This window comes from Mycobacterium intermedium, assembly GCF_002086275.1.
Classification (GTDB): domain Bacteria; phylum Actinomycetota; class Actinomycetes; order Mycobacteriales; family Mycobacteriaceae; genus Mycobacterium; species Mycobacterium intermedium.
On record NZ_MVHT01000009.1, the window covers coordinates 1 to 24075 of the forward strand.

Here is a 24075-nt window from a genome sequence, read left to right on the forward strand (position 1 = left end):
CGCCCAGCCCGGGCTTATTGCCGTTGAGAGTGAAAGCGGTGCTGTTATCGCCGCCGGCGCCGCCGGTTCCGCCTTGGCCACCGGTGCCGTAGTTGCCGGCGAGGCCCCCGTCGACGCCGGTGCCGCCGGCCCCGGACGACCCGCCAAGGCCGCCGGTGCCGCCGGTGCCGCCGGTGACGCCGTCCGCGCCTCTACCACCGGTGCCACCCTGACCGCCGTCGCCACCGAGGCCGCCGGTGCTGCCGTGGCCGCCCACGCCACCTTTGCCGCCGTTGCCGCCCTGATAGCCGGTACCACTGGGCGACGGGCCGATGTCACCCGTGCCACCGGTGCCACCAAGACCACCAGTACCGCCAACGCCGACGGCACCCGCGTGACCGCTGGTTCCGAGTAACCCGCCGGATCCACCGGCACCGCCTGCGCCGGCGTTCCCACCGACGCCGCCGTCACCACCGTCGAAGCCGCCGCCGCCGAACCCAATACCGCCGTTCCCGCCGGTCCCGCCGGTCCCGCCCATGCCGCCGGTCCCGCCGGCGCCGGCGTTGCTGAACAATCCGTAGCTGCTGCCGCCGGCCCCGCCAACCCCGCCGGTGCCGCCCCCTAAGCCGTTAGTGCCATGCGTGATGAGGTCGCCGCTGGCGCCGGGGGCACCGGTCCCGCCGATCCCGCCGGCGCCCCCGGCACCGGCGCTCCAGAACATGGGCGCCATGTTGGCGCCGCCGACGCCGCCGGTCCCTCCGGTGCCGGCAGCCAACGTGGAGGTGCCGGCCCCACCTGCCCCACCCGTCCCGCCGGCGCCTCCGAAACCACCGGCGAATCCCCCGGCACCGCCGGCGCCACCGGTACCGCCGTCGAAGCCGGCAGCACCGGCCCCCCCGGTCCCGCCGATCCCGCCGTTACCGAACAGACCGGCGGCTCCGCCGGCCCCGCCGGTACCGCCCGCACCGGCTCCGGTGGTGCCCGATCCACCGTTGCCGCCGTTGCCGATCAAGAACCCGCCGGGCCCACCGGCCTGCCCCGTCCCCGGCGCACCATTGGCGCCATCGCCGATCAGCGGACGCCCGAATAATGCGTTGGTCGGGGCGTTGATCAGGTCAAGCAAGGGCTGCAGAGGACCCACACTGGCGGCCTCGGCGGCCGCATAACTGGCCGCGCCCGACGTCAACGCCTGGACAAACCGCTCATGAAAGAGAACCGTCTGCGCGGTGATCGCCTGATACTCCGTGGCGTAGCTGGCGAACAAAGCCGAGATCGTCGCCGACACCTCGTCCCCGGCCGCGGCCAACACCTGGGTTGTCGAACCCGCCGCCGCCGCGTTGGCTGCACGGATCGCGGTTCCGATCGCAGTTAACTCCGAGGATGCGGCGGCCAGGGCGTCGGGAGTTGTGAAGAGGAAAGACGACATGTGAGCCTCCAAAGAGGCCCAAACGAACCCCATATGATTCGGGATGCTACGCGCCGCATGTGACCTTGGACACACTTTCAGCGGAGTAGTTCGGAAGGGTTTTGTCGCAGCCCATCAGCTGGAAGCGCGCGTTTTCGGCTGCGGTCAAAAAATAAACAAATTACGCAACTGTGCCGCCCCGACGGCTCTCCATCCGTCGGGGCGGCACAGGGCCTGTGAGCTGCGGCTACCGGCCCCAGACGACGGCCGCCCGGCGATCGGCGCTCGCCATCTCGTCGGCGCCGTCGCGGACCGCATTGCCCAGTTCAAGAAGGATCTCGTTGAGTGCGCTGGCCGCTTGGTGCCACTTCAGCTGTTCGGCCTGGTAGGCGGCAGCCGCTTCGCGCGTCCACAACTGCTGCAGCGGCGCGATCTGGGACCTCAGGTCCTCCAGCGCGGCGTTGAGCCGGGCGGATGTGGTGTGGATCTCCTGGCGGACCGAATACTCGATGGCGTCGAAGTTGTACGACAAGACCGGTTCCATGGTCGTGCTCCCCCGCTCAGAGATCCACGCCTACGGTGGCGATGCGCTGGGCATGGTTCTGCGCGGCCTCGCGCAGCGTGGCTTCGTTGGTCCGGATGGTTGCGGCGATGCCCTGCAAGACGTGGTACAGCCGCGTCGATTCGGTATGCCACCGCTCCACAACGTCCCGGAACCGCGCCGCGGCCTGGCCACCCCAGACCGCCGGCGGCACGGCGTTCATCCGCCCGATGAACGCCTGCAGCATGGCCCTGATTTCTTCGTTGCGGGTGTCGGTGGTTGCGGCTACCGAGCGCATCAGCTCGAAGTCGGTGCTCAGTGTGCTCATGCCTATTACGACCACCGCGGGCCTGGTTTGGTTCCATTCAATTTGCGCTTCATTCGACCGCGTGAGCCGAGCGGACCGCCTGCTCGCACACCTCGCGCACGGCATCCTGGCTGCCGCGCCTGCTTTGACAGCCGACGCCGATCCGCAACTCCCCATCGAGCAGCACCGTCCACCACACGTCGTGGTCCGGGCGCACTTCGCGGTATGTCACCGCGGGCCGTCCGGCGCTCGAGCCCGAAGGGTTGAAGTCGACGAACACGCCGGCCGGTTCCGTTTCGATCGCCCGCTGCAATCGGGCGCCGGCGTCCGCCAGCGTCTCGCCAGGTACCGGCGACTGGGTGATGTGCAGAGCCGTCTCGGGATCCAACGGTGACGTCACCAGAATCCGGTCCGAGCCGGGCCCGCCCGCGACACGCTGTGTCGGCCAGTCGGAGGGGACGGTCAGCGCCACCCGTCCCTCGACCAGATAGGTGGCCGGCAGTTGCACTGCGGAAGGCGCAGTTTGGTGACGCTCCGGGGTCTGGGCCAGCCCCGACAATACCGCCAGCCCCGCGACGACCAGCGCCACGCCGGCGCCCGCCAGCCGCGCCTTCACCCGGGCGCGGGATCTGGGGGTTTCGACATGCGAGGCGCGGGGGGTTGGCGGAATCTCCCTGGCCAGCCGCCGCAACCGGGCGTCGCCGACTTCCATCGCCGTGCGGCCGGCAGTTTCGCGTATCGCGGCGGCGATCAGCGTCGCGAGCTCCCGCGCGTCGGCGACACCATGCGCGGCATCGACCACCACCGCCGTCGCGCCTGTCATTTTGGCGACGACGCGGGCGACCTCCTCGGCCACGACCCGGGCGTCCCCGCGTCGACGCACCGCGGCGGTCTTCGAGTACCCCGATACGACGGCGAACCCGTCGGTGAGTTCGACCATCGCCAACGCTTCAGGCCCCACGCCCGGCTGAGCGCGGGCCAGAAGCCATGACCGCGGCCGCGCACTCACTTCGCCCGTCAGCGTTCGTGCGGCCCGCGTGACGGTGTCCACCCGGGTCGGGGACCACCACGATGGGTGCACGATGATCGCGCCCTCGTGGTGGTCGCGGCACAGGGCTGACAGTGCGTCGGACCAAAGCGAGACGACGGCCATCGGTTGCTCCGCCACCAGCGCCACTGGGTCGTCGATGACGCCCAGAGCGGCGTCGACGATCTCGGCGTCAACGACCGCGCATGTGTTGCAACACAATTGGCGAAGCGCGCCGGGACCCGCTTCGATGACCGCCCGATGGATGCTCACGGCGGGCACCAAGCGACCTGGACGAGCCGCTCGGTACCGTTACGTGCGACGAGAACGCCGCGTCCCGGTGGCAGCGGACGCGGGCGGCCGGCGCCCAGTAACGTGCCTTCGTCCGGGCGAGCGCTCATCATCAGACCCAGGCACCCGCCGTCACGCAAGGCCGCAAGCAACGGCTCGAACAGCGCCCGCGCCGCGCCTCCGCTGCGTCGCGCGACGATCACGTGCAGTCCGAGATCTGTTGCGTGCGGCAGGTATTCGAGCAGGTCATGCAATGGGTTGGCTACGGTGATCATGTCGTAGTCGTCGACGACCACATAGATCTCCGGCCCGGACCACCAAGACCTTTCCCGTAGCTGCGCTTGGCTCGCATTGGGGGGCAGCACCCGCGCCTGGAGCAACTTCAGCACACCCGGCATCACCGCGCCGAGGGCTTGCGGCGACATGGCGTAGCCGCCAAGGTGGTCCGGTTCGACGACACCGAGCAAGCCGCGTCGGAAGTCGACGAGGAACAACTGGGCATTCCCGGCCCGGACAATCTCGCGGCACAGGGTCCGCAAAGCGGCCGTCTTGCCGCACCCGCTATCGCCCAGCACCAGCAGGTGATGCCCCAGATCGACCGAAACAGGCCGCAGTCGGCGTTCCTCGAGACCGAGCAGGATGTCGCGGCCACGGCCCGCCTCATTCGCACCTCGGACGATGTCGTCGTAAGCCACTTGTGCGGGCAGCAGGGCGATCGGCGGCGCCACTTCACCACCACCACAACGGAATCCAATCCCCTTCAACTCGGGCCGGGCAATCATGATGTGGAGGCCCTCTTGGCAGATACCGCGGCCCGGTTTGCCACCGGGCACCTGCCGCGCCTGCTTGCGGTCCAGCTCGGAATCGGCAGGGTCGCCGAGGCGCAACTCGATGCGGGTGCCGATCTGATCTCTCAGTGCCGGGCGCAGTTCGGCCCAGCGCGACGCTGACAGCACTACGTGCACGCCATACGCAAGACCCTGCGCTGCCAGTGCAGTGATCGATTCCTGAAGTGCGGCAAACTCACCACCTAAAGCGGACCAGCCGTCGACGACGAGGAACACCTCGCTGCGGCCGGGGGCCTCGGAGGAGCCGACTTCCCGGGCCTGCAGGATCGATTCCAGCTGGCCGACCATGCGCCGGGCAAGCTCGGGCGCCGCCCTACCCGCGACCGCACCCACATGCGGCAAGACACCGAGCGAGGCCAGGGAGCCGCCGCCGAAGTCCAGGCAGTAGAACTGCACCTGGCCCGGATCGTGCGTCGCGGCCAGCGCCATGATCAATGTGCGCAGCGCCGTTGACTTACCCGCTCGGGGCGCCCCCACGACCGCCAAATGGCCTGCGGATCCGGACAAGTCGACCAGCAACGGTGTGCGGGTCTGCTCGAACGGCCGGTCGACGATCCCAACCGGTACGGACAATGCGGCAAAGCCACCGTCACGGAGTAGATCGGCCAGCGCCGGTGCGTCGTCGAGCGGCGGCAACCAAATGGGGTGCGCGGGCGGCCCCTGTCGGCATAGCCGGTCCAAAACTTTCTGCAGGACAGTCGGTCCGGTGGTTTGCGCGTCAATCCCGGTGCCATGCGTGCTGAACAACCGCACCGCGGCTGGGGCAGGAGCCCGGGGGGCACTCCGCTGCACCTGACCCGAAACACATGTCGCCTGGAAGCGCACCATTTCGCCGGTCGCCGCACGCAGGATTCCGGCGCCCGGGTTGTTCGGCAGGTGATATGCATCGGGAGTGCCTAACACCGCGCGTGATTCACTGGCCGACAGCGTCTTCAGGCAAAGGCGATAAGACAGGTGGGCTTCCAGTCCACGCAGCCGGCCCTCGTCGAGCCGCTGGCTGGCCAGCAGCAGGTGCATGCCCAAGGACCGGCCCAGCCGGCCGATTGCGACGAACACGTCCGCGAAGTCGGGATGCTGGCTGAGCAGTTCGGAGAACTCGTCGACGATGATGAACAACGTTGGCAGTGGTCTTAATTCGGCACCCGATCGGCGGGTGCGTTCGTAGTCGGCGACGCTGACGAAATTGCCCGCGCTCCGAAGCAGCTGCTGTCGCCGGTGCATCTCGCCGGCCAGCGCATCCCACATCCGGGCCACCAACGGCGCTTCCTGCGCGAGGTTGGTGATGACTGCCGCCACATGCGCCGCCCGTCCAAAGTCGAGAAAGGTTGCGCCCCCTTTGAAGTCGATCAGCAGCAGGTTGACGACTTCCGGCGAATTGCGCACCATCATGCCGAGTGCGATCGTGCGCAGCAATTCCGACTTGCCCGAGCCCGTTGCCCCGATGCAGAGACCGTGAGGTCCCATTCCTTGTGCTGCGGGTTCTTTGATGTCCAACTCGACGGGCTTGCCGTCGGCGGACGTGCCGATCGGAACGCGAAGGCGATCGCCACCGGTGCGGTCGCACCAGAATCCGCGGGCATCGTCGGGACGGTGTGCGGCCAGCAGTCGTGCACACACCAGGGCGTCAACGACGTCCATGTCGTCTGGCCGGACCAGCGTTTCGTCCTGACCGAGCCGCCGAACCCGCACCGGCGCACGGGCGCCGCCCGCGCCAACCACGATGGTGGTCGCACCCCGCACACTTTCGGTCCGCTCGTCGTCGTCCACGATCACCACCAGCGGCGTCGTGACGCCGGCCAATGCGCTTTCGGCCTCGGCGACAGTCGGGTACACCATCCGCGCGGCTCCCGCCGCGTCGCTGGTACCCGGATGCTGGTTGTGCGGCAACCACTTAAGCCATTCCCAGTGCACGCGATGCCGATCATCGATCACTGCCGCGATCAGCAACCGGTCCGGCGCGTGCCACACGGCCAGCTGGCAAACCATCGCGCGCACTAGCCCTCGTACCCGGGATGTCGAACCGTCGATGATCACCGTCTCCGCTTCTCGCAGCGGGATCGCGATCGGCGCATCGGCGATCGTCGAGTGTGCCCGCAGAAACTGCCGCAACGCGGTCACCGTCACCGGATCTGACCGATGCACGGGCGGCAATTGCGGTGCGAGGAGACGCGTTGCCAGCGGCACGGTACCGACGCCGACCCGCACCCGGCAGTAGTCAGCGGAGGCGGATCCCCGCTCCCACATTCGCGGCCCGCCGATCAGCGTCCACAGCGTGTCGGGACCGGGATGAGTCCGGGCCAACGATGATCGCTGCTTCGCGGCGGTTTCGGCGACGGTGCGCCGCAAGTCACTCAAATAGCTCAGGTAGTCGATGCGGTCATCCTCGAGGCCGCGGTGCCGGCCGCGTGCCGTCATCGCCGCCACTGCCAGCGAGCCCAGCATCATCACCGGAACGGCCATAAACGTTGGGTTGCGGGTGACCGGTGAACCAGAAAGCAGCGCCGTGGTCATGACTGAAAGCGTTGCGACGGACATGACCAGTGGCAGCAGGCGCGCCGCTATGCCGGTGGACTCAAGGGGCGAAACCGGCGGCGGCGCGGCAACCTCGATCATGCTGCGGGAACATATGCAGCGTCCGAATCCGCCGCAATTCACCTGTGGATAGCCGTTAACCCGAGCCCCGCAAAATCGCTAGCGTCACAACAGTGTCCGCTTTCGACAGCGAGTTGCGCCGGGTTGCCATCCACTCCGCCGCCGCCTCCGCAGATTTGACACTTCCGGCGGCACTGCCAATCGCCGCGTTGATCCCTTCGATTATCGGCATTCTGGGGATCCGCGCCGCCGAGACCGCAAGGCGCTACCACTTGTCACTGCCGGGTGCGCCCGCATTGCCGAGCACGACCACGTTGGCGCAGCAGGGCATTCGGGATGGCTCAGTGCTGGTTTTGTCCCAATCCTCACCTGCGCCACCCGTCCGTCACTGTGATGATGTGCCGGAAGTTGTTTCGGCGACGCTTGAAGCCGATGACCCCGAGCGGGGTGGGCCGACCACGCGGATCACCCTCGGAATCATTGCGACGGTCTTCGCGGCGTTGGCGGGGTTGTTCGCCGTCCCCGGGGCTGCGGGCGCGCCGCGCGTCCTGCTCGCCGCGGCGGCGGCGACGGCAGTTTCGGTTCTTGCGATGCGGGTAACAGGCTGTGGCGAAGCTATTTTGCGGGCAGTGGCGTGTTGCGCGGCGTTGGTCGCGGTTGCCGCGCTGGCGGGTGTCCTGACGACGTCGCCGCCGACCGCCATCGGTTCGCTGGCTACTCTGGCGTGCTTCGGCCTGTTGGAGCTGTCGCCGCGGATCTCCATCATGCTGAGCGGCTTGTCACCCCGCCTGTCACTCGTAGGTGACCTCGATACCAGCGATCATGTTGCAAGCAAGGCAATCCGTGCCGGCGACTGGCTAACCGCCCTACACGCCGCGTTCTCCGCGTCTGCGACCGCTGGCGCCATCATCACCGTCCTGACGAGTCCGCAATGGGCCGCGGTCGGATTTGGCGCGATAGCCGGTTCCTTACTGCTGTTGCGCACCCGCTCGATCGGCGTGATTGCCACCATCGGCGGAATGATGGTGATCACAACAACATTCGTCGCGGTCGAGGTCAAGGGTCTGGCCCCGGGCCAATGGGTGGCTGCGGTGGCGGCGTCATTGGCGGTTGCGACCATGTGCCTGGGCTTCGTTGCTCCCACCAAAGCCATGTCGCTGTCGCCTGTCGCACGACGGGTCGTCGAGTTGCTCGAGTGCCTGGCGCTGGTCAGTTTGGTGCCACTGACCGTTTGGAACTGCGGGGCCTTCACCGCTATTCGCGACTGGGCCTGACGTGAGGCCCGCTACCGCTGCTGCCCGAGCAGTGCGGTTGCTGCTCGTCGCGGCATTGCTGGCACTGCCCCAATGGGCGTTACCGTCGGCGGCACACGCGGTCGCACCGCAACCTGTCGACGGAAAGTGGCTGCCCCGACCGGCATTACCCGCACCACCGCAGCCCACCGTGCAGCGCGAGGAATGCGCGGTGGTGCGCGCAGACGCCACCCTCGCCGGCGCCGGCGCACCCGTTCAGTTCGCGGATTTCGACCTGCCGCGGCTGTGGCAATTCACCCGGGGCGGCGGTCAGCGGGTCGCCGTCATCGACACCGGCGTCGCCAGCCACCGCCGACTCCAAAATCTCATCGCCGGAGGTGACTACGTGTCCACCGGTGACGGCACCCAGGATTGCGATGCGCACGGCACCCTGGTGGCCGGAATCATTGCTGCTGCACCCGATCCGAAGGCGGACCAGTTCAGCGGGGTGGCACCCGACGCAACGATCATCAGCATCCGCCAGTCCAGCGGGAAATACGCCCGTACCAGCGACCGGTCAGCCGGCGGCGTGGGTGACGTCGACACGATGGCCAAGGCGGTCCGCACCGCCGCCGACCTCGGCGCGTCGGTGATCAACATTTCCACGGTTGCCTGCGTCCCGGCCACCAACGAGCTCAACGACCGCGCCCTGGGCGCCGCGCTGGCCTACGCCGTCGACAGCAAGAACGCCGTCGTAGTTGCCGCCGCCGGCAACGCGGCCGACGACGCACACTGCCCGGCGCAGCGCCCGGACGCCACCCGCCAAACCGTCACCGTCGCGGTCAGCCCGGCCTGGTACGACGACTACGTCCTGACCGTCGGTTCGGTGAACGCCGACGGAGCCCCGTCAGCGTTCACCCTCGCGGGACCGTGGGTGGATGTCGCGGCCACCGGAGAGGGCGTCACGTCCCTCAGCCCGACCGGTGGCGGAATCGTCAATGCCGTTGCGGGAGAACATGGGTCGAGACCGTTGGCCGGTACCAGCTATGCCGCTCCACTGGTGAGCGGACTGGTCGCATTGCTTCGGGCCCGGTTCCCCGAGCTGACCGCCCGGCAAGTCATGCAGCGTATCGAGTCGACGGCGCATCATCCGCCCGCCGGATGGGACGCCTTGGTCGGCGACGGCGTCGTCGATCCGCTGGCCGCCATCAGCACCGGCCCGATGCCGCAACCGGTCGCGGCCAAGGCGGTACCGCTCCCACCCCCAGATCCACAGACCCGCGAGAAGCCGGAACGACGCGGCCGTAACGTCGCATTGCTCGGCGCAGCGAGCTGCGTGGTTGCGCTGGTCGCCGTCGGGTTAATACGTCCCAGGCGAAAGCGCGTCGCGGGCGACTGAATGCCGAGCGCCAGTTGCACCGTGGGTCTGGTTGTGCTGGGCGTCGCATCACTCTGCGTGTAGGGCGAAGAAGTGCGAGAAGACGCCGCCAAAACTGCAGTCTCAACGCGGCGGGGCTAAGGCAATCGTGTCGCGGGCGACGGATGCCTTCGCCCTGGAAAGCTCCGGCCCCGCGGGCAGCATGGCCAGCACCGGCCACGGCGCCGGGACCGCCGGAGCGGTCAGACCGAGGTCGTGCGCCGCCTCGTCATCGCCGATGGCGTAGCGGACTCCGGTGTCGGTCACCAGATAACGCGTCGCGGACCGACGACCTTCACCGGAGAGACCGCGTGCGGATGCGAATGCGCTGCGGCCCGGCGGCAGGTAGACCTCGTCCAGCGCTGGACCGGGACCATCGGCCTGCGCCAACGTCACCGGCTGCTGCCCGTCGGGCACCGGCACACCACGGTCCAGCAGCAATCCAGCGTGCCCAGAAGCCCAGCTCACGCACACGGATGCGCCGTCGACCAGTTGCGGCACCCGTTCCGGGAAATCTGCGACCGGCAGGGTGTCCACGACGGGCGCGGCGCGGATCACGTCGGGCGCCACGGCGACCACGTTCGCGGCGGACTGCGAGTCGCCGAAGCGCAACAAGTCCGCGGCGACCTGGCCGACGCGCTGCACCCCACCCGCCAGCACGACGAAGTACTCGTCGCCTTCGGCGCGCGTGATACGCAGCACAGTGCCCACCCGAAACGCGGGCACCGCGGCCGAGCGCCCACCGGCGCCAACAATTCGAGGCGCGCTGATCGGCGGCGCCTCGGGGATGGCGTTCAGCAACGCCGGGGAAACGACGTGGGGAGCCCGCCGGTCCAGCCGCAGCGCCCGCTGCACCGCACCATCGGCGAGATCGACCGCAGCCCGACGGCCGTGGTACAGCAGTTGAGCCGGCAAACCCACCCTAGCCGTGACCAGCAGGGCCTGATCGTCTGCCACCCGGCCGTCGCGCTCCCCCACCGGGCCGACGAGGACCGTCGTCTTCCCAGCCGAGTCGCATATCGTCCACATCGACTCGGAATCGGACAATGGCGACGCCAGCAGCTGCGGCGCCCCCGGAATGCCCAGCAGCGGACCACGTTTGGTGTGTCGAAAGGCCGCATCGTGCACCGGTTTCGGATTCGCGTCGGTGCCCGCGATCAACCGCGCCGAGGCGAGGTTGAGCACCGGGTGCCAGACATCCCGCACCCGGACGAAGAGCGCCCCAGATTCCTGCCCCAACGCGATCTGCGCACCGCCCAGCCCGGCATCGGGCCGTAGCAAAGCAACAAACGCATATCCGGCGGCGGCGACGACCGTCAACACGCAGCCGAGCGCCAGCGCCCTCGTCCGGGCGCGCAGCGATTCATGGAGCACATCGACGTGGTGGAACAGCAACGCGCATTCCAGGCGCCGTAGCAGGAACCGGTGGCCGCTGACGTGCAATCGGGACGTCCTCACCGCCCGTTACGCTAGGCCCTGAGCAGCACTTTATAGCCCGTTTATCCACAAGCACGCAGCTTTCACACAGGTTTGGGCCGTGAGCGCGGTGGGTAGAATTTCGGGGTGAATCAGGCATTATCGCGGCTTTTTGCTGCCCTGGGCACGGCAGTCGGGCTGCTAGTTGTGCCCATGGGAACCGGCCAGACACCCCTTGCCTCCGCGGACAACTGTCCGGACGCCGAGGTCGTTTTCGCACGAGGAACCAACGAGCCACCGGGCCTGGGACGCGTCGGCGATGCGTTCGTCGACGCGCTGCGTCAGCAGGCCAGCGGCATGACCATCGACACGTACGGCGTGAACTACGCCGCCAGCAAGCTGCAGTTGCACGGCGGCGACGGCGCCAACGACGTGATCAATCACGTCAAGTCCACGGCGTCGTCCTGCCCTGACACCAAGATCGTGCTGGGCGGCTACTCACAGGGCGCCTCGGTGATGGACATCGTCGCCGGCGTGCCGATCGGCGGCATCAACTGGGGCAACTCGCTGCCGCCCGAATACCAGAACAACATCGCCGCGGTCGTGACCTTCGGCGACATCGCCGACCGCGCCGGTGGGTCGCTGCCGACCAAGAGCGCCCTCTTGGGCTCGAAGGCGATCGACTATTGCAACCCCGTCGACCCGATTTGCCACGCCGGCGCCGGGAACGAGTGGAGCGGACACACCGAGGGCTATGTCCCCGTCTACACCACCCAGGCCGCGAGTTTCGTCGCGTCCAAGCTGTCGGCGCTCGTCGGGGTCCCGCACATGCCGCCCGGGTATGTACCGCAGGTTCCGGCCCCGCAGGAGCCCGCCCCGGTTCCACCCGTGCCCAGCACCGCCCTGCCAGGGGCGGGAGTGGTCGCGGCGGTCCACTGACATACGCGCAATAGCCCGTAATATGCCGTGGCATGAGGCGGGTCGGGGCAGCCGTCGTCATCACGACGGCCAGTTTGGCGGTTGCCCTGACCCCCGCATCGAATGCTCCTAAAGCCCACGGCGCGGGCTGTCCGGACGTCGAGGTGGTCTTCGCCCGCGGCACCGGCGAACCTCCGGGAGTGGGACGCGTCGGGAGCGCGCTGGTCAGCTCACTGAAGCAGAGGACCCGCAAAAACGTTGCGGCGTACGCCGTCAACTATCCGGCCAGCAAGAACTTTCTCGCCGCGCGGGAGGGCGCGAACGACGCCAGCGCGCACATCAAGCACATGACCACCGCGTGCCCCCGCACCAGGCTGGTGCTCGGTGGATATTCACAGGGCGCTGCGGTGATCGACATCGTCACAACCGCACCGATCGCCGGTCTGGGCTTCGACGAGCCGCTACCCGCCGAAGCGGCCGACCACGTCGCTGCGGTCACCCTCTTCGGCAATCCGTCTGCTCGCGCCGGCAGTCTGCTGACCGCCCTGAGCCCGCGCTTCGGCGACAAGATTCTCGACCTCTGCAACCAGGGTGACCCGATCTGCTCCGACGGCAATCAGTGGAAGGCGCACTTGGGTTACGTTCCCGGATTTACCAATCAGGCCGCGAGTTTCATCGCAGCCCGGCTCTAACTCGGGGTGCGCAGATCCCGCGTGATCAGTGCGCGCGACGCAAGCTGGTCGTCCGGCGGATAGTCCACCCCGATCAGCGTCAACCCGCGCGCCGGCGCGGCCGCGAAATCACTGGATCGGCTTGTCGCAGTGAGTAACTCGGCACACCACTCCGGCGGGCGCCGATGTTCACCAACCGCGAGCAGCGCCCCGACCAGTGACCGCACCATCGACCAACAGAAGGCGTCAGCGGTGACGTGGGCCGATATCAGGTGACCGTCTCGCGACCAGTCCAGCCGCTGCAGTTCGCGGATCGTGGTGGCACCCTCGCGGTGCCGGCAGAAGGCCGCAAAGTCGCGCAGTCCCAACAGTTCTCGCGAGGCTGCCGCCATCGCAGCCACATCCAGGTCGCGAGACCACGGGGTGACATAACGCGCCAACTGCGGCTCCACACCGTAGGGCGCCGTCGACAACCGGTACCGGTAATGCCGCCGCAACGCGGAGAACCTGGCGTCGAAATCCTTTGGCGCACGGGTGATGTTGATGACCCGAACGTCCTCAGCCAGGAATCTGGCCAGCCGCCGTATCAGCGGGACGAACTCCGCGTCGCCGGGGCGTGGCGACCGCGAATAGGCGCGCGGCAGTGCTTCCGACGGTACGTCGGCGTGGGCCACCTGCGCGGTGGCGTGCACTCCGGCATCGGTACGTCCGGCAGCGCGCAGCCGCACCGGGGTGCGGAAAATCGTCGTCAGCGCCTCGTCGAGTACGCCTGCGACCGTGCGCTGGCCGGCCTGGATCGCCCAGCCCGCGAAGTCGGTTCCGTCGTAGGCGATATCGAGCCGCAGACGGACGTCCTCGCTAATTCTCAGAGGCCTCTTCGGGCTTTTCGGACGCGTCTTCGTCGGAGGCGGCCTCGCCAGACTCGCTGGACTCGTCGTCCGATGCCTCCTCGACGGCGGCCTGCGGAGCAGCCGCGGCCGTCTCCTCGGCCTCGGTCGCCTCCGCCTTGGTTTCGGTCGCCTCTTCGGCGGCCTCGTCGGCCGCGGGGCCTTCGGTCGCCTCCGGTTCGACCGCGGCCTGCGGTGCCGCCGCGGCGGCCACGGGCGCGGCCTTCTTCGAAGACTTCACCCGACGGGCCCGGTCGGCTTCCGAGGTGACCGTCTTCTCCCGCACCAGTTCGATCACGGCCATCGGCGCGTTGTCGCCCTTGCGTGGCTCGACCTTGATGATGCGGGTGTAGCCGCCGTTGCGGTCGGCGAAGAACGGACCGATCTCGGCGAACAGCGCGTGCACCACGTCCTTGTCACGGATCTTCTTGAGCACCTCACGCCGGTTGTGCAGCGTGCCCTTCTTGGCATGGGTGATCAGCTTCTCCGCGTACGGCCGCAATGCCCGGGCCTTCGGCTCGGTGGTCTTGATCCGACCGTGCTCGAACAACGACGTAGCCAGGTTGGCCAAGATCGCCTTCTGGTGTGCAGACGACCCGCCGAGGCGAGGGCCCTTGGTGGGCTTGGGCATTGCAACTTCTCCTCAATGGGGGCCGACCCCCGTATCAGGTAGGGCCGGGACGGACGGTGGTGCATGTGTCCGGTTCCTCAGCGGCCGCTGCACGGCCGCATCGTCACCGAACGTTACAGCTGTTCGGTTTCGGCGTAGTCCTGGTCGTCGTAGGCGCCCTCGGTGGACCAGGTGCCGGTGGCGACGTCGTAGCCAGCGACCTCCGACGGGTCGAAGGTCGGCGGGCTGTCTTTGAGTGACAGGCCCAGCTGGTGCAGCTTGACCTTCACCTCGTCGATGGACTTCTGACCGAAGTTGCGGATGTCGAGCAGGTCGGACTCGGTGCGCGACACCAACTCGCCGACGGTGTGCACACCCTCACGCTTGAGGCAGTTGTACGACCGCACGGTCAGATCCAGGTCGTCGATCGGCAGCGCGAACGACGCGATGTGGTCGGCCTCCGCCGGCGACGGCCCGATCTCGATGCCCTCGGCCTCGACGTTGAGTTCGCGTGCCAGGCCGAACAATTCGACCAGCGTCTTGCCGGCCGAGGCCAGAGCGTCGCGAGGAGTGATGGAGCTCTTGGTCTCCACGTCCAGGATCAGCTTGTCGAAGTCGGTGCGCTGCTCGACACGGGTGGCGTCCACCTTGTAGGTGACCTTGAGCACCGGCGAGTAGATGGAATCGACTGGGATACGGCCGATTTCGGCGCCGGACGCGCGGTTCTGGACGGCCGGGACGTAGCCGCGGCCGCGCTCGACGACGAGCTCGACCTCCAGCTTGCCCTTGTCGTTCAGGGTGGCGATGTGCATGGACGGGTTGTGCACGGTGACACCGGCCGGCGGCACGATGTCGCCCGCGGTGACCTCACCCGGCCCCTGCTTGCGCAGGTACATGGTGACCGGCTCGTCCTCCTCGGAGGACACGACCAGACTCTTGAGGTTCAAGATGATGTCGGTGACGTCTTCCTTGACTCCGGGCACGGTGGTGAACTCGTGCAGCACACCATCGATGCGGATGCTGGTGACGGCGGCGCCGGGAATCGACGACAGCAGCGTGCGACGCAGCGAATTGCCAAGGGTGTAACCAAATCCCGGCTCCAGCGGCTCGATGACGAACTGGGACCGGTTGTCGGTGAGGACTTCCTCCGACAGGGTGGGTCGCTGAGAAATCAGCATGGTGTTTCTTCTTCTCCTTCTCGGCACCCGCTATTTGATGCCGTTAGGTGTCCGCCGCTGCGGTCGCAGCGCCGGAGGTCTGCGTTACTTCGAGTAGTACTCGACGATCAGCTGCTCGGCGAGCGGGACGTCGATCTGCGAGCGCTCGGGCAGCTGGTGGATCAGGATCCGCTGACGCTCGCCGACGACCTGAAGCCAACTCGGGACCGGGCGGTCACCCGCCGTCTCCCGCGCGATCTGGAACGGCACGGTGTTCAGCGACTTGTCCCGTACGTCGATGATGTCGTACTGCGACACCCGGTAGCTGGGGACGTCGACGCGCACGCCGTTGACCAGGAAGTGACCGTGCGTGACCAGCTGACGGGCCATCCGACGGGTCCGGGCCAGCCCGGCGCGGTACACGACGTTGTCGAGCCGGCTCTCCAGGATGCGCAGCAGTTCTTCACCGGTCTTGCCGGAGTGGCGAACGGCCTCTTCGTAGTAGCGGCGGAACTGCTTCTCCATCACGCCGTAGGTGAAGCGCGCCTTCTGCTTCTCCTGCAGCTGCTGACGGTATTCGCTCTCCTTGACCCGGGCGCGGCCGTGCTGGCCGGGCGGGTAAGGCCGCTTTTCGTAGGACTGGTCGCCACCGACGAGGTCGGTGCCCAGCCGGCGTGACTTGCGGGTAACGGGTCCGGTGTAACGAGCCATGAAAGTTCTCCTCCTCGACCCTCTAGACCCTGCGTCGCTTGGGCGGGCGGACGCCGTTGTGCGGCTGCGGGGTGACGTCAGAAATCGCGCCGACCTCCAGGCCGGCGGCCTGCAGCGAACGGATCGCGGTCTCGCGGCCCGAGCCCGGGCCCTTCACGAACACATCGACCTTGCGCACGCCGTGCTCCTGGGCCTTGCGCGCGGCGTTCTCCGCGGCCAGCTGCGCGGCGAACGGCGTCGACTTGCGCGAGCCCTTGAAGCCGACGTGACCCGACGACGCCCAGGCAATGACGTTGCCCTGCGGGTCGGTGATGGTCACGATCGTGTTGTTGAACGTGCTCTTGATGTGCGCGGCGCCGTGCGGGACGTTCTTCTTTTCCCGGCGGCGGGTCTTCTGGCCCTTCTTGGGCCCCCCGGCACTGGCTTTCTTCGGTGGCATCGGTTACCTGGCCTTCTTCTTGCCTGCGATGGTGCGCTTGGGGCCTTTACGGGTCCGCGCATTGGTCTTGGTCCGCTGGCCGCGCACCGGCAGGCCGCGGCGGTGCCGCAGGCCCTGGTAGCAGCCGATTTCGATCTTGCGGCGAATGTCGGCCTGCACCTCACGGCGCAGGTCACCCTCGACCTTCAGGTTCGCTTCGATGTAGTCACGCAGATGCGTCAGCTGGTCGTCGGTGAGGTCCTTGGTACGCAGGTTCTTGTCGATGCCGGTGGCGGCAAGGATCTCGTTCGAACGGGTACGACCGATGCCGTAGATGTACGTCAGCGCGATCTCCATGCGCTTGTCGCGCGGGAGATCGACGCCCACTAGTCGAGCCATAGGTGGCGTTTCCTCTTTCTCAGCGGAGGTCTTTTCCCAGTCCGTTCCCGCAGTCCGTACGGATCTGCGGGGCCCGGCCTCCGTCCGGGCGCAGCTGAGCTAGCCCATCTCTCTAGATGCCAGCCGCTCAGTGGTGCTGGGAGGTCTGCATTCTGTTGTGTTTCGCGGGCCGGCGGGCCGTTGCTGTTGGCGGCGACCCGCTGCGCCCGGCTGTGCCGCGCTTGCGATCGCCGCCCTGCTGTTGGCGGCGACCCGCTGCGCCCGGCTGTGCCGCGCTTGCGATCGCCGCCCTGCTGTTGGCGGCGACCCGCTGCGCCCGGCTGTGCCGCGCTTGCGATCGCCGCCCTGCTGTTGGCGGCGACCCGCTGCGCCCGGCTGTGCCGCGCTTGCGATCGCCGCCCTGCTGTTGGCGGCGACCCGCTGCGCCCGGCTGTGCCGTGCTTGCGATCGCCGCCGTGATCAACCTTGTCGCTGCTTGTGGCGGGGATCCTGGCAGATCACCATGACCCGTCCATGCCGACGGATCACCCTGCACTTGTCACAGATCGGCTTGACGCTGGGGTTCACCTTCACGGCAGTTCGGTCCTGTTCTCGTTCTCGGATGTTGGCTTACTTGTAGCGGTACACAATGCGGCCGCGGGACAGGTCGTAGGGAGACAACTCCACTACCACCCGGTCCTCGGGCAGGATGCGGATGTAGTGCTGCCGCATCTTGCCACTGATGTGGGCGAGCACCTTGTGACCGTTCTCCAGCTCAATGCGGAACATCGCATTGGGCAGGGGTTCGACCACGCGACCCTCGACCTCGATGGCACCGTCCTTCTTTGCCATTACTTTCTGGCGATCCTCACTTGTTGTCAGTGCACGCTGTATCGGCGCAGCATGCCTCCGGACTACTAAAACGTGGGCCGGTGGTGGAAATTCCGCGAACGAATCCGCAGATTTCAGACAGGGCACGCCAAGAGCCGGCACGGACGCCGCACCGTTGGTCCACGATACCCGCCCGGAGGCACTGCCGCAAAACGCCGAGGGAATACGGCAGGAATACGACCGGAGTCCGCCAAGTTGGTCCAACCATGACCGATTCAGCTGTGCGCAAACCCGACCCCGTCAGTTTAGGAAGTCGCTTCGGATCGTTCGGACGCAAGGTCACACCCGAGCAAGCCAAGGACATCGAAGCCCTGGGGTACGGGGCCGTCTGGGTGGGCGGTTCACCGCCGGCCGAGCTGGACTGGGTGGAACCCATTCTTCAGGCGACGACGACGCTGCAGGTCGCGACCGGCATCGTCAACATTTGGACGGCCGCCGCCAAGCCGGTCGCCGAGTCCTTCCACCGCATCGACAAGGCGTACCCGGGCCGATTCCTGCTCGGGATCGGCGTCGGTCATCCGGAGGCGATCTCGCAATACCGCAAGCCCTATGACGCGCTGACCGAGTACCTGGACCAACTCGACGAATACGGTGTGCCCGCCAATCGTCGCGTGGTCGCCGCCCTCGGACCGCGGGTGCTGAAGCTTTCCGCAGAGCGCGCCGCCGGCGCGCACCCCTACCTGACCACACCGGAGCACACCGCGCAGGCGCGGCAACTGATCGGCCCGGAAGCCTTCTTGGCGCCCGAACACAAAGTCGTGCTCACCACCGATGCCGAGAAGGCCCGCACGGTAGGTCGAAAAGCCCTGCAGATCTACCTCGACCTCGCGAACTACCTGAACAACTTCAAACGGCTGGGCTTCACCGGTGACGACATCGCCGCGCCGGGCAGCGACCGCTTGGTCGATGCCCTTGTCGCCTACGGGACGACCGATGCCATCGCGGCCCGGCTCCGGGAGCACCTCGAGGCCGGCGCCGACCACGTGCCCGTTCAGGTCCTGGCCCGTAGCGAAGACCTGGTTCCAGCGCTGGCCGAACTGGCCGACGCACTCGGGCTCAACCGATAGGAGCGGCAGATGACTGGCGGCGTTTCGCTCAAACCCGACCTCGGCCGATTCGGTGTCTGGACGGGTCCCTCCATCACTCCGGAGTTCGCGGCGGGGGTCGAAGAACTCGGCTACGGGGCGGCCTGGATCGGCTACTCGCCTCCCGCGGAGCTGGCGTGGGCGGAGCCGGCCCTGGCGCAGACAACCTCACTGCAGCTTGCGACCGGAATCGTCAACATTTGGACGGCGGCAGCCCCGGCCGTCGCCGAGTCCTATCACCGGATCGAGAACGCCTACCCGGGACGATTTCTCCTGGGTGTCGGCGCCGGCCATCCGGAGCACACCAAGGAGTACGTCAAGCCCTACGACGCACTGGTGTCCTACCTCGATGAACTCGACGCCGCCGGGGTGCCGACCAGCCGACGGGTGCTCGCCGCGCTCGGCCCCAAGGTGCTGCGGCTGGCGGCGACCCGCAGCGCCGGCGCTCATCCGTATCTGACCACCCCGGAACACACGGCCAAGGCGCGCGAACTGGTCGGCAACTCGGTGTTCTTGGCGCCGGAACACAAGGTTGTGCTGACGACGGATGCCGAGGAGGCCCGCGCCATCGGTCGCAAGTTCGTCGACTTCTACCTGGGCCTGACCAACTACGTGAACAACTGGCTGCGCCTCGGGTTCACCCAGGCCGATGTGGCCAAGCCCGGCAGCGACAAGCTGATCGACTCGGTGGTGGCCTACGGCACTCCCGAGGCGATCGCGCATCGCCTCGACGAGCACCTCGAAGCGGGGGCGGACCATGTGGCGATTCAGGTGGTGGGACGCTCGGGCGATGAGGAGGTGCTGTCCGTACTGGAGGAACTAGCGGGACCGCTCGGCCTTACCCGTTAGGGTTTGACCCATGCGACTCCTAGTCACCGGGGGGGCCGGGTTCATCGGCGCGAACTTCGTGCACAGCACCGTGCGCGAATATCCCGACGACGCGGTGACGGTGATCGATGCGCTGACGTACGCCGGCCGGCGGGAGTCGCTGGCCGACGTCGAGGACTCGATTCGGCTGGTAGAGGGCGACATCTGCGACGCCGAACTGGTCGACAAGTTGGTTGCCGAGTCCGACGCCGTCATCCACTTCGCCGCCGAATCCCACGTCGACAACGCGCTGGACAATCCCGAGCCTTTCCTGCACACGAACGTCATCGGCACCTTCACCATCCTGGAAGCGGTACGCCGCCACGGGGTGCGGTTGCATCACGTCTCGACCGACGAGGTGTACGGCGACCTCGCCCTTGACGAGCCCCAACGGTTCACCGAGGCCACGCCCTACAACCCGTCGAGTCCGTACTCGGCGACCAAGGCCGGCAGCGACATGCTGGTGCGGGCCTGGGTGCGGTCCTATGGCGTGCGCGCGACGATCTCGAACTGCTCCAACAACTACGGGCCGTATCAGCACATCGAGAAGTTCATCCCGCGTCAGATCACCAATGTCCTCACCGGTCGGCGCGCCAAGCTGTATGGCACCGGCCACAACGTCCGCGACTGGATCCACGTCGAGGACCACAACAGTGCGGTCCGGCGGATCCTGGAAAAGGGTCAGATCGGGCGGACCTATCTGATCAGCTCGGAGGGGGAACGCGACAACCTCACCGTGCTGCGCACCCTGCTGCGACTGATGGACCGGGATCCCGACGACTTCGACCACGTGACCGACCGGGTGGGCCACGATCTGCGCTACGCCATCGATCCGTCCACGCTGTACGACGAATTGGGCTGGGCGCCAAAGCACACCGACTTCGAAGAGGGCTTGCGCAGCACCATCGAGTGGTATCGCAACAACGAACCGTGGTGGCGCCCGATAAAGGACGCCGCGGAAGCTCAGTACGAAAAGCGCGGTCAATAGGATGCAAGCACGCGAACTCAAAGTCCCCGGCGCCTGGGAGATAACGCCGAAGATCCATCCCGATTCCCGCGGATTGTTCTTTGAGTGGTTCACCGACCACGGCTTCCGCGAACTCACCGGTCACCCCTTGGACATCAGGCAGGCCAACTGCTCGGTGTCGTCGGCCGGAGCCCTGCGCGGTCTGCATTTCGCGCAGTTGCCGCCCAGCCAGGCCAAATATGTGACCTGCGTGACCGGGGCGATCTTCGACGTCGTGGTCGACATCCGGGTTGGCTCACCGACATTCGGCCAGTGGGACGGAGTCCGGCTCGACGCACAGAACCACAAGTCGATCTACATCTCCGAGGGACTTGGCCACGGTTTCCTTGCCCTGGAAGACAATTCGACGGTGATGTACCTGTGTTCGGCGGAATACAACCCGCAGCGCGAACACACCATCCGGGCCACGGATCCCGCCCTGGCCATCGACTGGCCACTGGTCGAAGGGGCCGCTCCGAGCCTGTCCGACCGCGACGCCGCAGCCCCGACATTCGAGGATGTGATCGCCTCCGGCCTGCTGCCCAAGTGGGAGGACGCCCGGGCGTTCGTCGCGCAGTTGCGCGGCGACTGATTCGACATTCTGTTTCACTAGATCCGCCCGTTGCGGGTGCGCAGTCCTGTTCGCGAAGGAGAGGTCGATGAAACTTGAGTTGGTGATCGCTGTCGGCGCGGTGTCCCTCATGGCGGCCATCGCCGGTTGTTCCGGCGGCGAAAAGGGTTCCCCCACATCGTCGAACACGCCGACCACCGTGGTCGCCGGCGCGACTACCAGCTCCGCATCGGCAACCATCACTCCCGCGGCAGCGGGCGAAACCCGCGTCCTGATCGGCGGCCAACCGCTGAACACCGCCGGCCCCGTGGTGTGCAGCGGCTACGAAGGCAGGTTCTCCATCCAAATCGGCGACCCGATCACCGGCGTCATCGTCGGACTCGAACAAGACGGATCGGCAGTGCACAGCGCCGGGTTCGGCAACGTCGACGGCGTCGTCCTGAGCTTCACCGACGGTGCACCCGGCAACAGTGCCACGGCGACCAAGAACGGCGACAGCTACCGGGTGACCGGCACTGCGACGGGTGTGGACAACGCCGGGCAGTTGGTGACCAAGCCCTTCGAAGTCGACGTCACCTGCCCCTAAGTCTGGAGCCGATGGCAGATTCGGCGGCACTTGTGCAAGGAGTGTGTAAAGACGTCGTCAACTTGGCCCTTACGCGCCCGTAAATAGCTACTATCTCCGAAACGCGAGAGCGGTGCGGACCGCCTGATCAGCGTGGGAGTGGGCTATGTCGTTCGTGATCGTGGCACCGGAAGCCGTCACTGAGGCGGTGACAAGCCTCGAAAACCTCGACGCGACAATCCGTTCGGCACGCGCGGCGGCGGCGGTGCCGACGACGACCATCGCGGCTGCCGCCGCCGATGAAGTGTCGGCCGCCATCGCCGCGCTGTTCGCCCAGCACGGAGCGGCCTTTCAAACGCTCAGCGGCCAGGGTGCGGCTTTCCACACCCAGTTGGTGCAAACCCTCGAGGCGAGCGTGCGCGCCTATGCGGCGGCCGAAGCGGACGAGGTGACGCTGCTGCAGCTGCTGGAGGCCATCGAGCACGACGTGCTGATGCTGATCAACTTGCCCACCAACGTCGTGTTGGGGCGTCCGCTCATCGGGGACGGCGTCGACGGGATCACCAATGCCGCCGGAGTCGGTTCGGCCGGGGGTGCGGGCGGAATCCTGTGGGGCAACGGCGGCCGCGGCGGCGCCAGCGTCACCGACGGCGTGCCGGGCGGTGCCGGCGGACCGGCCGGCTTGATCGGTAACGGCGGCGCGGGCGGTATGGGCGGGTACGGTGCGACCGGCGGGGCCGGCGGCACCGGCGGCTTGCTGTGGGGCAACGGCGGGACCGGCGGGCTGGGCGGCTGGACCGCAGTCGGCGGCGCGGGCGGAAATGCGCTGCTCTTCGGTGACGGCGGCACCGGGGGTCAGGGCGGGACGTTCGTGGTCACCCCCGCCGGTGTCACCATTTCCGGCGGAACCGGCGGCACCGGCGGCACCGGCGGCCTGCTGTGGGGCAATGGCGGCGCCGGCGGGATCGGCGGCCCCTACGCAACTGGCGGCCGCGGTGGCAGCGCGCTGTGGTTCGGCGACGGCGGCACCGGCGGCATGGGCGGGGCCTTCGCAAACGGCGGATTCGGCGGCAACGGCGGGCACCTGGTTGGCAACGGCGGCGCCGGGGGTGTCGGCGGCGTCATCTCCGGCATCGGAGGCGTCGGCGGCGCGGGCGGCCACTGGCTGGGCCACGCCGGGGCCACCGGCGCCGACGGCGGCGCGGCGGCCGTCCAGCTCACCATGCACGGGACTCGCCCGACGCTGCAGGTCTCCGTCGACGGCGGGCCGTTCGTCCGGGCAAGCGTGGACACCGGATCCAACGCCCTGTTTTTCGCGCCTCAGGACGTCGATCTGGCGGCCCTTGGCGCGCCGATCCAGACCGGGCTCGTCTACAACTTCGGCGGCCCCGGCGACGAGACCGTCGTCACCTACAACCAATACCGAGCGGCGGTCAACTTCGGGAACGGAATCATGACGCAGCCGACCACCATTGGCGTCATCACCTCCGAAGTGCACAACGGAACACCGGTGGCACCCGAAACCCTCATCGGCGTGGGGGCAAACGCAAACCACCCGGCTTTCACATTCACCGCCGTGCAGCAGTTGCCGGGCGTCCTCGCCCACGGAATCCTGGTGAATCAGCCTCAAGGCTATTTTCAGTTCGGCGACAACCCACTCACCGAATTCGCTCGCGCCACCGGATCACCGTTCACCAACCAGTTGCTGTTGCGGATCAACGACACCGGCTTCCAGACGGTGACGCAAGGCGCCGTCGACACGGGCGGCGTCAACGGCGCGATACCCCTCAACCTGTTGCCCGCGGAACTACAGCACATCCCCGTGGGCGGGACACTTCCGGCTGGGACGAAAATCTATGTCATGGTGGGCGATACGCTGATCTACGAGCAGATAACGCTCGGTGGTACCAGCGCCACGATGGTGACCGCGGCGTTGGGATCCGGCGGTGTCTTCAACACCGGGAACTACCCGTACACCCTGATGCCGATCTACCACTCCTACGACCCAACCGGCGTCGGGACCATCGTCTTCGATCTGCTGCCCACTTAAAACTGCTGCCACCACCGGCTTGATGCCGAGACAACGACGACGCTACGACGGGCGATCGGATGCCCCGTCTCCTACGCGGGGCCACGCGCGAGCTCATTACGTAACACATCGCCGAAGTTGACCGAAGTTGTTGGTAACGGCGGAGAACTTGGGGGATGCATGTGGCTGGCGGCGTATCGGCCTACGCGGCTTCGCTTGCCTCCGATAGCGGATTCGGTGGACGCCCGGCAGGGCT

24 protein-coding genes are annotated in these 24075 nt (G+C 67.5%); 10 read left to right on the plus strand and 14 right to left on the minus strand.

From position 1 onward, the window contains the following. From BST27_RS05125 to eccCb, 5 genes are all read right to left on the minus strand, one after another. The coding region (locus tag BST27_RS05125) for a PE family protein (protein ID WP_139805022.1) at window positions 1-1405 on the minus strand (1405 nt) is incomplete at its 3' end. Between the two features lie 226 nt (window positions 1406-1631). Further along, entirely contained in the window at window positions 1632-1928 is a 297-nt protein-coding gene (locus BST27_RS05130) for a WXG100 family type VII secretion target (RefSeq protein WP_069417545.1), read from the minus strand. Between the two features lie 16 nt (window positions 1929-1944). Then, complete coding sequence (locus BST27_RS05135; RefSeq protein WP_069417546.1) at window positions 1945-2253, minus strand: WXG100 family type VII secretion target; 309 nt, start codon at window positions 2251-2253, stop codon at window positions 1945-1947. A gap of 49 nt (window positions 2254-2302) precedes the next feature. Beyond that, the gene (locus tag BST27_RS05140; RefSeq protein WP_069417648.1) at window positions 2303-3532 is read right to left on the minus strand and encodes a type VII secretion-associated protein; all 1230 of its coding nucleotides are present in this window, start codon (window positions 3530-3532) and stop codon (window positions 2303-2305) included. Beyond that, window positions 3529-7011, minus strand: a complete 3483-nt coding sequence (gene eccCb / locus BST27_RS05145) for a type VII secretion protein EccCb (protein WP_069417547.1) — start codon at window positions 7009-7011, stop codon at window positions 3529-3531. The genes BST27_RS05140 and eccCb overlap by 4 nt, the downstream gene beginning before the upstream one ends. Window positions 7012-7103: 92 nt before the next feature. Here eccCb and eccD point away from each other — a divergent pair, with 92 nt between their 5' ends. Both eccD and mycP read left to right on the plus strand, forming a co-directional pair. Continuing rightward, window positions 7104-8264: a type VII secretion integral membrane protein EccD gene (gene eccD / locus BST27_RS05150; protein WP_069417548.1), complete on the plus strand. Its 1161-nt coding sequence runs from the start codon at window positions 7104-7106 to the stop codon at window positions 8262-8264. 31 nt (window positions 8265-8295) lie between these two features. Continuing rightward, a complete protein-coding gene (gene mycP / locus BST27_RS05155) occupies window positions 8296-9621 on the plus strand; it encodes a type VII secretion-associated serine protease mycosin (RefSeq protein ID WP_139805029.1) in 1326 nt (441 codons plus the stop codon). A gap of 102 nt (window positions 9622-9723) precedes the next feature. Here mycP and eccB read toward each other — a convergent pair whose 3' ends face one another. Next, window positions 9724-11097 (minus strand): type VII secretion protein EccB, encoded by a 1374-nt coding sequence (eccB, locus tag BST27_RS05160; RefSeq protein WP_069417549.1) that lies wholly within the window; start codon window positions 11095-11097, stop codon window positions 9724-9726. Window positions 11098-11268: 171 nt separating this feature from the next. Between eccB and BST27_RS05165 the strand changes: the two genes are divergently transcribed. Both BST27_RS05165 and BST27_RS05170 read left to right on the plus strand, forming a co-directional pair. Then, entirely contained in the window at window positions 11269-11994 is a 726-nt protein-coding gene (locus BST27_RS05165) for a cutinase family protein (RefSeq protein ID WP_079220109.1), read from the plus strand. A 32-nt stretch (window positions 11995-12026) separates the two neighbouring features. Next, window positions 12027-12665: a cutinase family protein gene (locus BST27_RS05170; protein ID WP_069417551.1), complete on the plus strand. Its 639-nt coding sequence runs from the start codon at window positions 12027-12029 to the stop codon at window positions 12663-12665. On the opposite strand, the gene truA is transcribed toward BST27_RS05170, so the two are convergent. The 8 genes from truA to infA all read right to left on the minus strand — a co-directional run bounded on the left by truA (window position 12662) and on the right by infA (window position 17657). Then, the gene (gene truA, locus BST27_RS05175) at window positions 12662-13564 is read right to left on the minus strand and encodes a tRNA pseudouridine(38-40) synthase TruA (RefSeq protein ID WP_079220108.1); all 903 of its coding nucleotides are present in this window, start codon (window positions 13562-13564) and stop codon (window positions 12662-12664) included. The genes BST27_RS05170 and truA overlap by 4 nt on opposite strands. Beyond that, complete coding sequence (gene rplQ / locus BST27_RS05180; RefSeq protein ID WP_069417553.1) at window positions 13503-14162, minus strand: 50S ribosomal protein L17; 660 nt, start codon at window positions 14160-14162, stop codon at window positions 13503-13505. Before rplQ ends, truA begins: the two co-directional genes overlap by 62 nt. A gap of 113 nt (window positions 14163-14275) precedes the next feature. Continuing rightward, window positions 14276-15319 carry a DNA-directed RNA polymerase subunit alpha gene (locus BST27_RS05185; RefSeq protein ID WP_069417554.1) on the minus strand — a complete coding sequence of 348 codons (1044 nt, stop codon included), beginning with the start codon at window positions 15317-15319 and terminating at the stop codon, window positions 14276-14278. 84 nt (window positions 15320-15403) lie between these two features. Continuing rightward, the gene (gene rpsD, locus BST27_RS05190) at window positions 15404-16009 is read right to left on the minus strand and encodes a 30S ribosomal protein S4 (protein ID WP_069417555.1); all 606 of its coding nucleotides are present in this window, start codon (window positions 16007-16009) and stop codon (window positions 15404-15406) included. A 22-nt stretch (window positions 16010-16031) separates the two neighbouring features. Beyond that, on the minus strand, window positions 16032-16448 hold the full coding sequence (gene rpsK, locus BST27_RS05195; protein ID WP_036352831.1) for a 30S ribosomal protein S11: 417 nt from the start codon (window positions 16446-16448) through the stop codon (window positions 16032-16034). A 3-nt stretch (window positions 16449-16451) separates the two neighbouring features. Next, window positions 16452-16826 (minus strand): 30S ribosomal protein S13, encoded by a 375-nt coding sequence (rpsM, locus tag BST27_RS05200; RefSeq protein ID WP_069417556.1) that lies wholly within the window; start codon window positions 16824-16826, stop codon window positions 16452-16454. A 459-nt stretch (window positions 16827-17285) separates the two neighbouring features. Beyond that, window positions 17286-17399, minus strand: coding sequence for a 50S ribosomal protein L36 (gene rpmJ, locus BST27_RS05210; protein ID WP_003886927.1), 114 nt, complete (start codon window positions 17397-17399; stop codon window positions 17286-17288). Between the two features lie 36 nt (window positions 17400-17435). Continuing rightward, window positions 17436-17657: a translation initiation factor IF-1 gene (gene infA, locus BST27_RS05215; protein ID WP_003418601.1), complete on the minus strand. Its 222-nt coding sequence runs from the start codon at window positions 17655-17657 to the stop codon at window positions 17436-17438. A gap of 245 nt (window positions 17658-17902) precedes the next feature. Here infA and BST27_RS05220 point away from each other — a divergent pair, with 245 nt between their 5' ends. The 6 genes from BST27_RS05220 (at window position 17903) to BST27_RS05245 (ending at window position 23840) form a co-directional block, all read left to right on the plus strand. Then, window positions 17903-18763 (plus strand): LLM class F420-dependent oxidoreductase, encoded by an 861-nt coding sequence (locus BST27_RS05220; protein WP_069417557.1) that lies wholly within the window; start codon window positions 17903-17905, stop codon window positions 18761-18763. Between the two features lie 9 nt (window positions 18764-18772). Further along, window positions 18773-19630: an LLM class F420-dependent oxidoreductase gene (locus tag BST27_RS05225; RefSeq protein ID WP_069417558.1), complete on the plus strand. Its 858-nt coding sequence runs from the start codon at window positions 18773-18775 to the stop codon at window positions 19628-19630. A gap of 10 nt (window positions 19631-19640) precedes the next feature. Then, complete coding sequence (rfbB, locus tag BST27_RS05230) at window positions 19641-20636, plus strand: dTDP-glucose 4,6-dehydratase (RefSeq protein WP_069417559.1); 996 nt, start codon at window positions 19641-19643, stop codon at window positions 20634-20636. Between the two features lies 1 nt (window position 20637). After that, a complete protein-coding gene (gene rfbC, locus BST27_RS05235; protein WP_069417560.1) occupies window positions 20638-21246 on the plus strand; it encodes a dTDP-4-dehydrorhamnose 3,5-epimerase in 609 nt (202 codons plus the stop codon). Between the two features lie 67 nt (window positions 21247-21313). Then, entirely contained in the window at window positions 21314-21811 is a 498-nt protein-coding gene (locus BST27_RS05240; protein ID WP_069417561.1) for a lipoprotein LpqH, read from the plus strand. A gap of 145 nt (window positions 21812-21956) precedes the next feature. Continuing rightward, on the plus strand, window positions 21957-23840 hold the full coding sequence (locus tag BST27_RS05245) for a PecA family PE domain-processing aspartic protease (protein WP_069417562.1): 1884 nt from the start codon (window positions 21957-21959) through the stop codon (window positions 23838-23840). The last annotated feature ends 235 nt before the right edge of the window (window positions 23841-24075 follow it).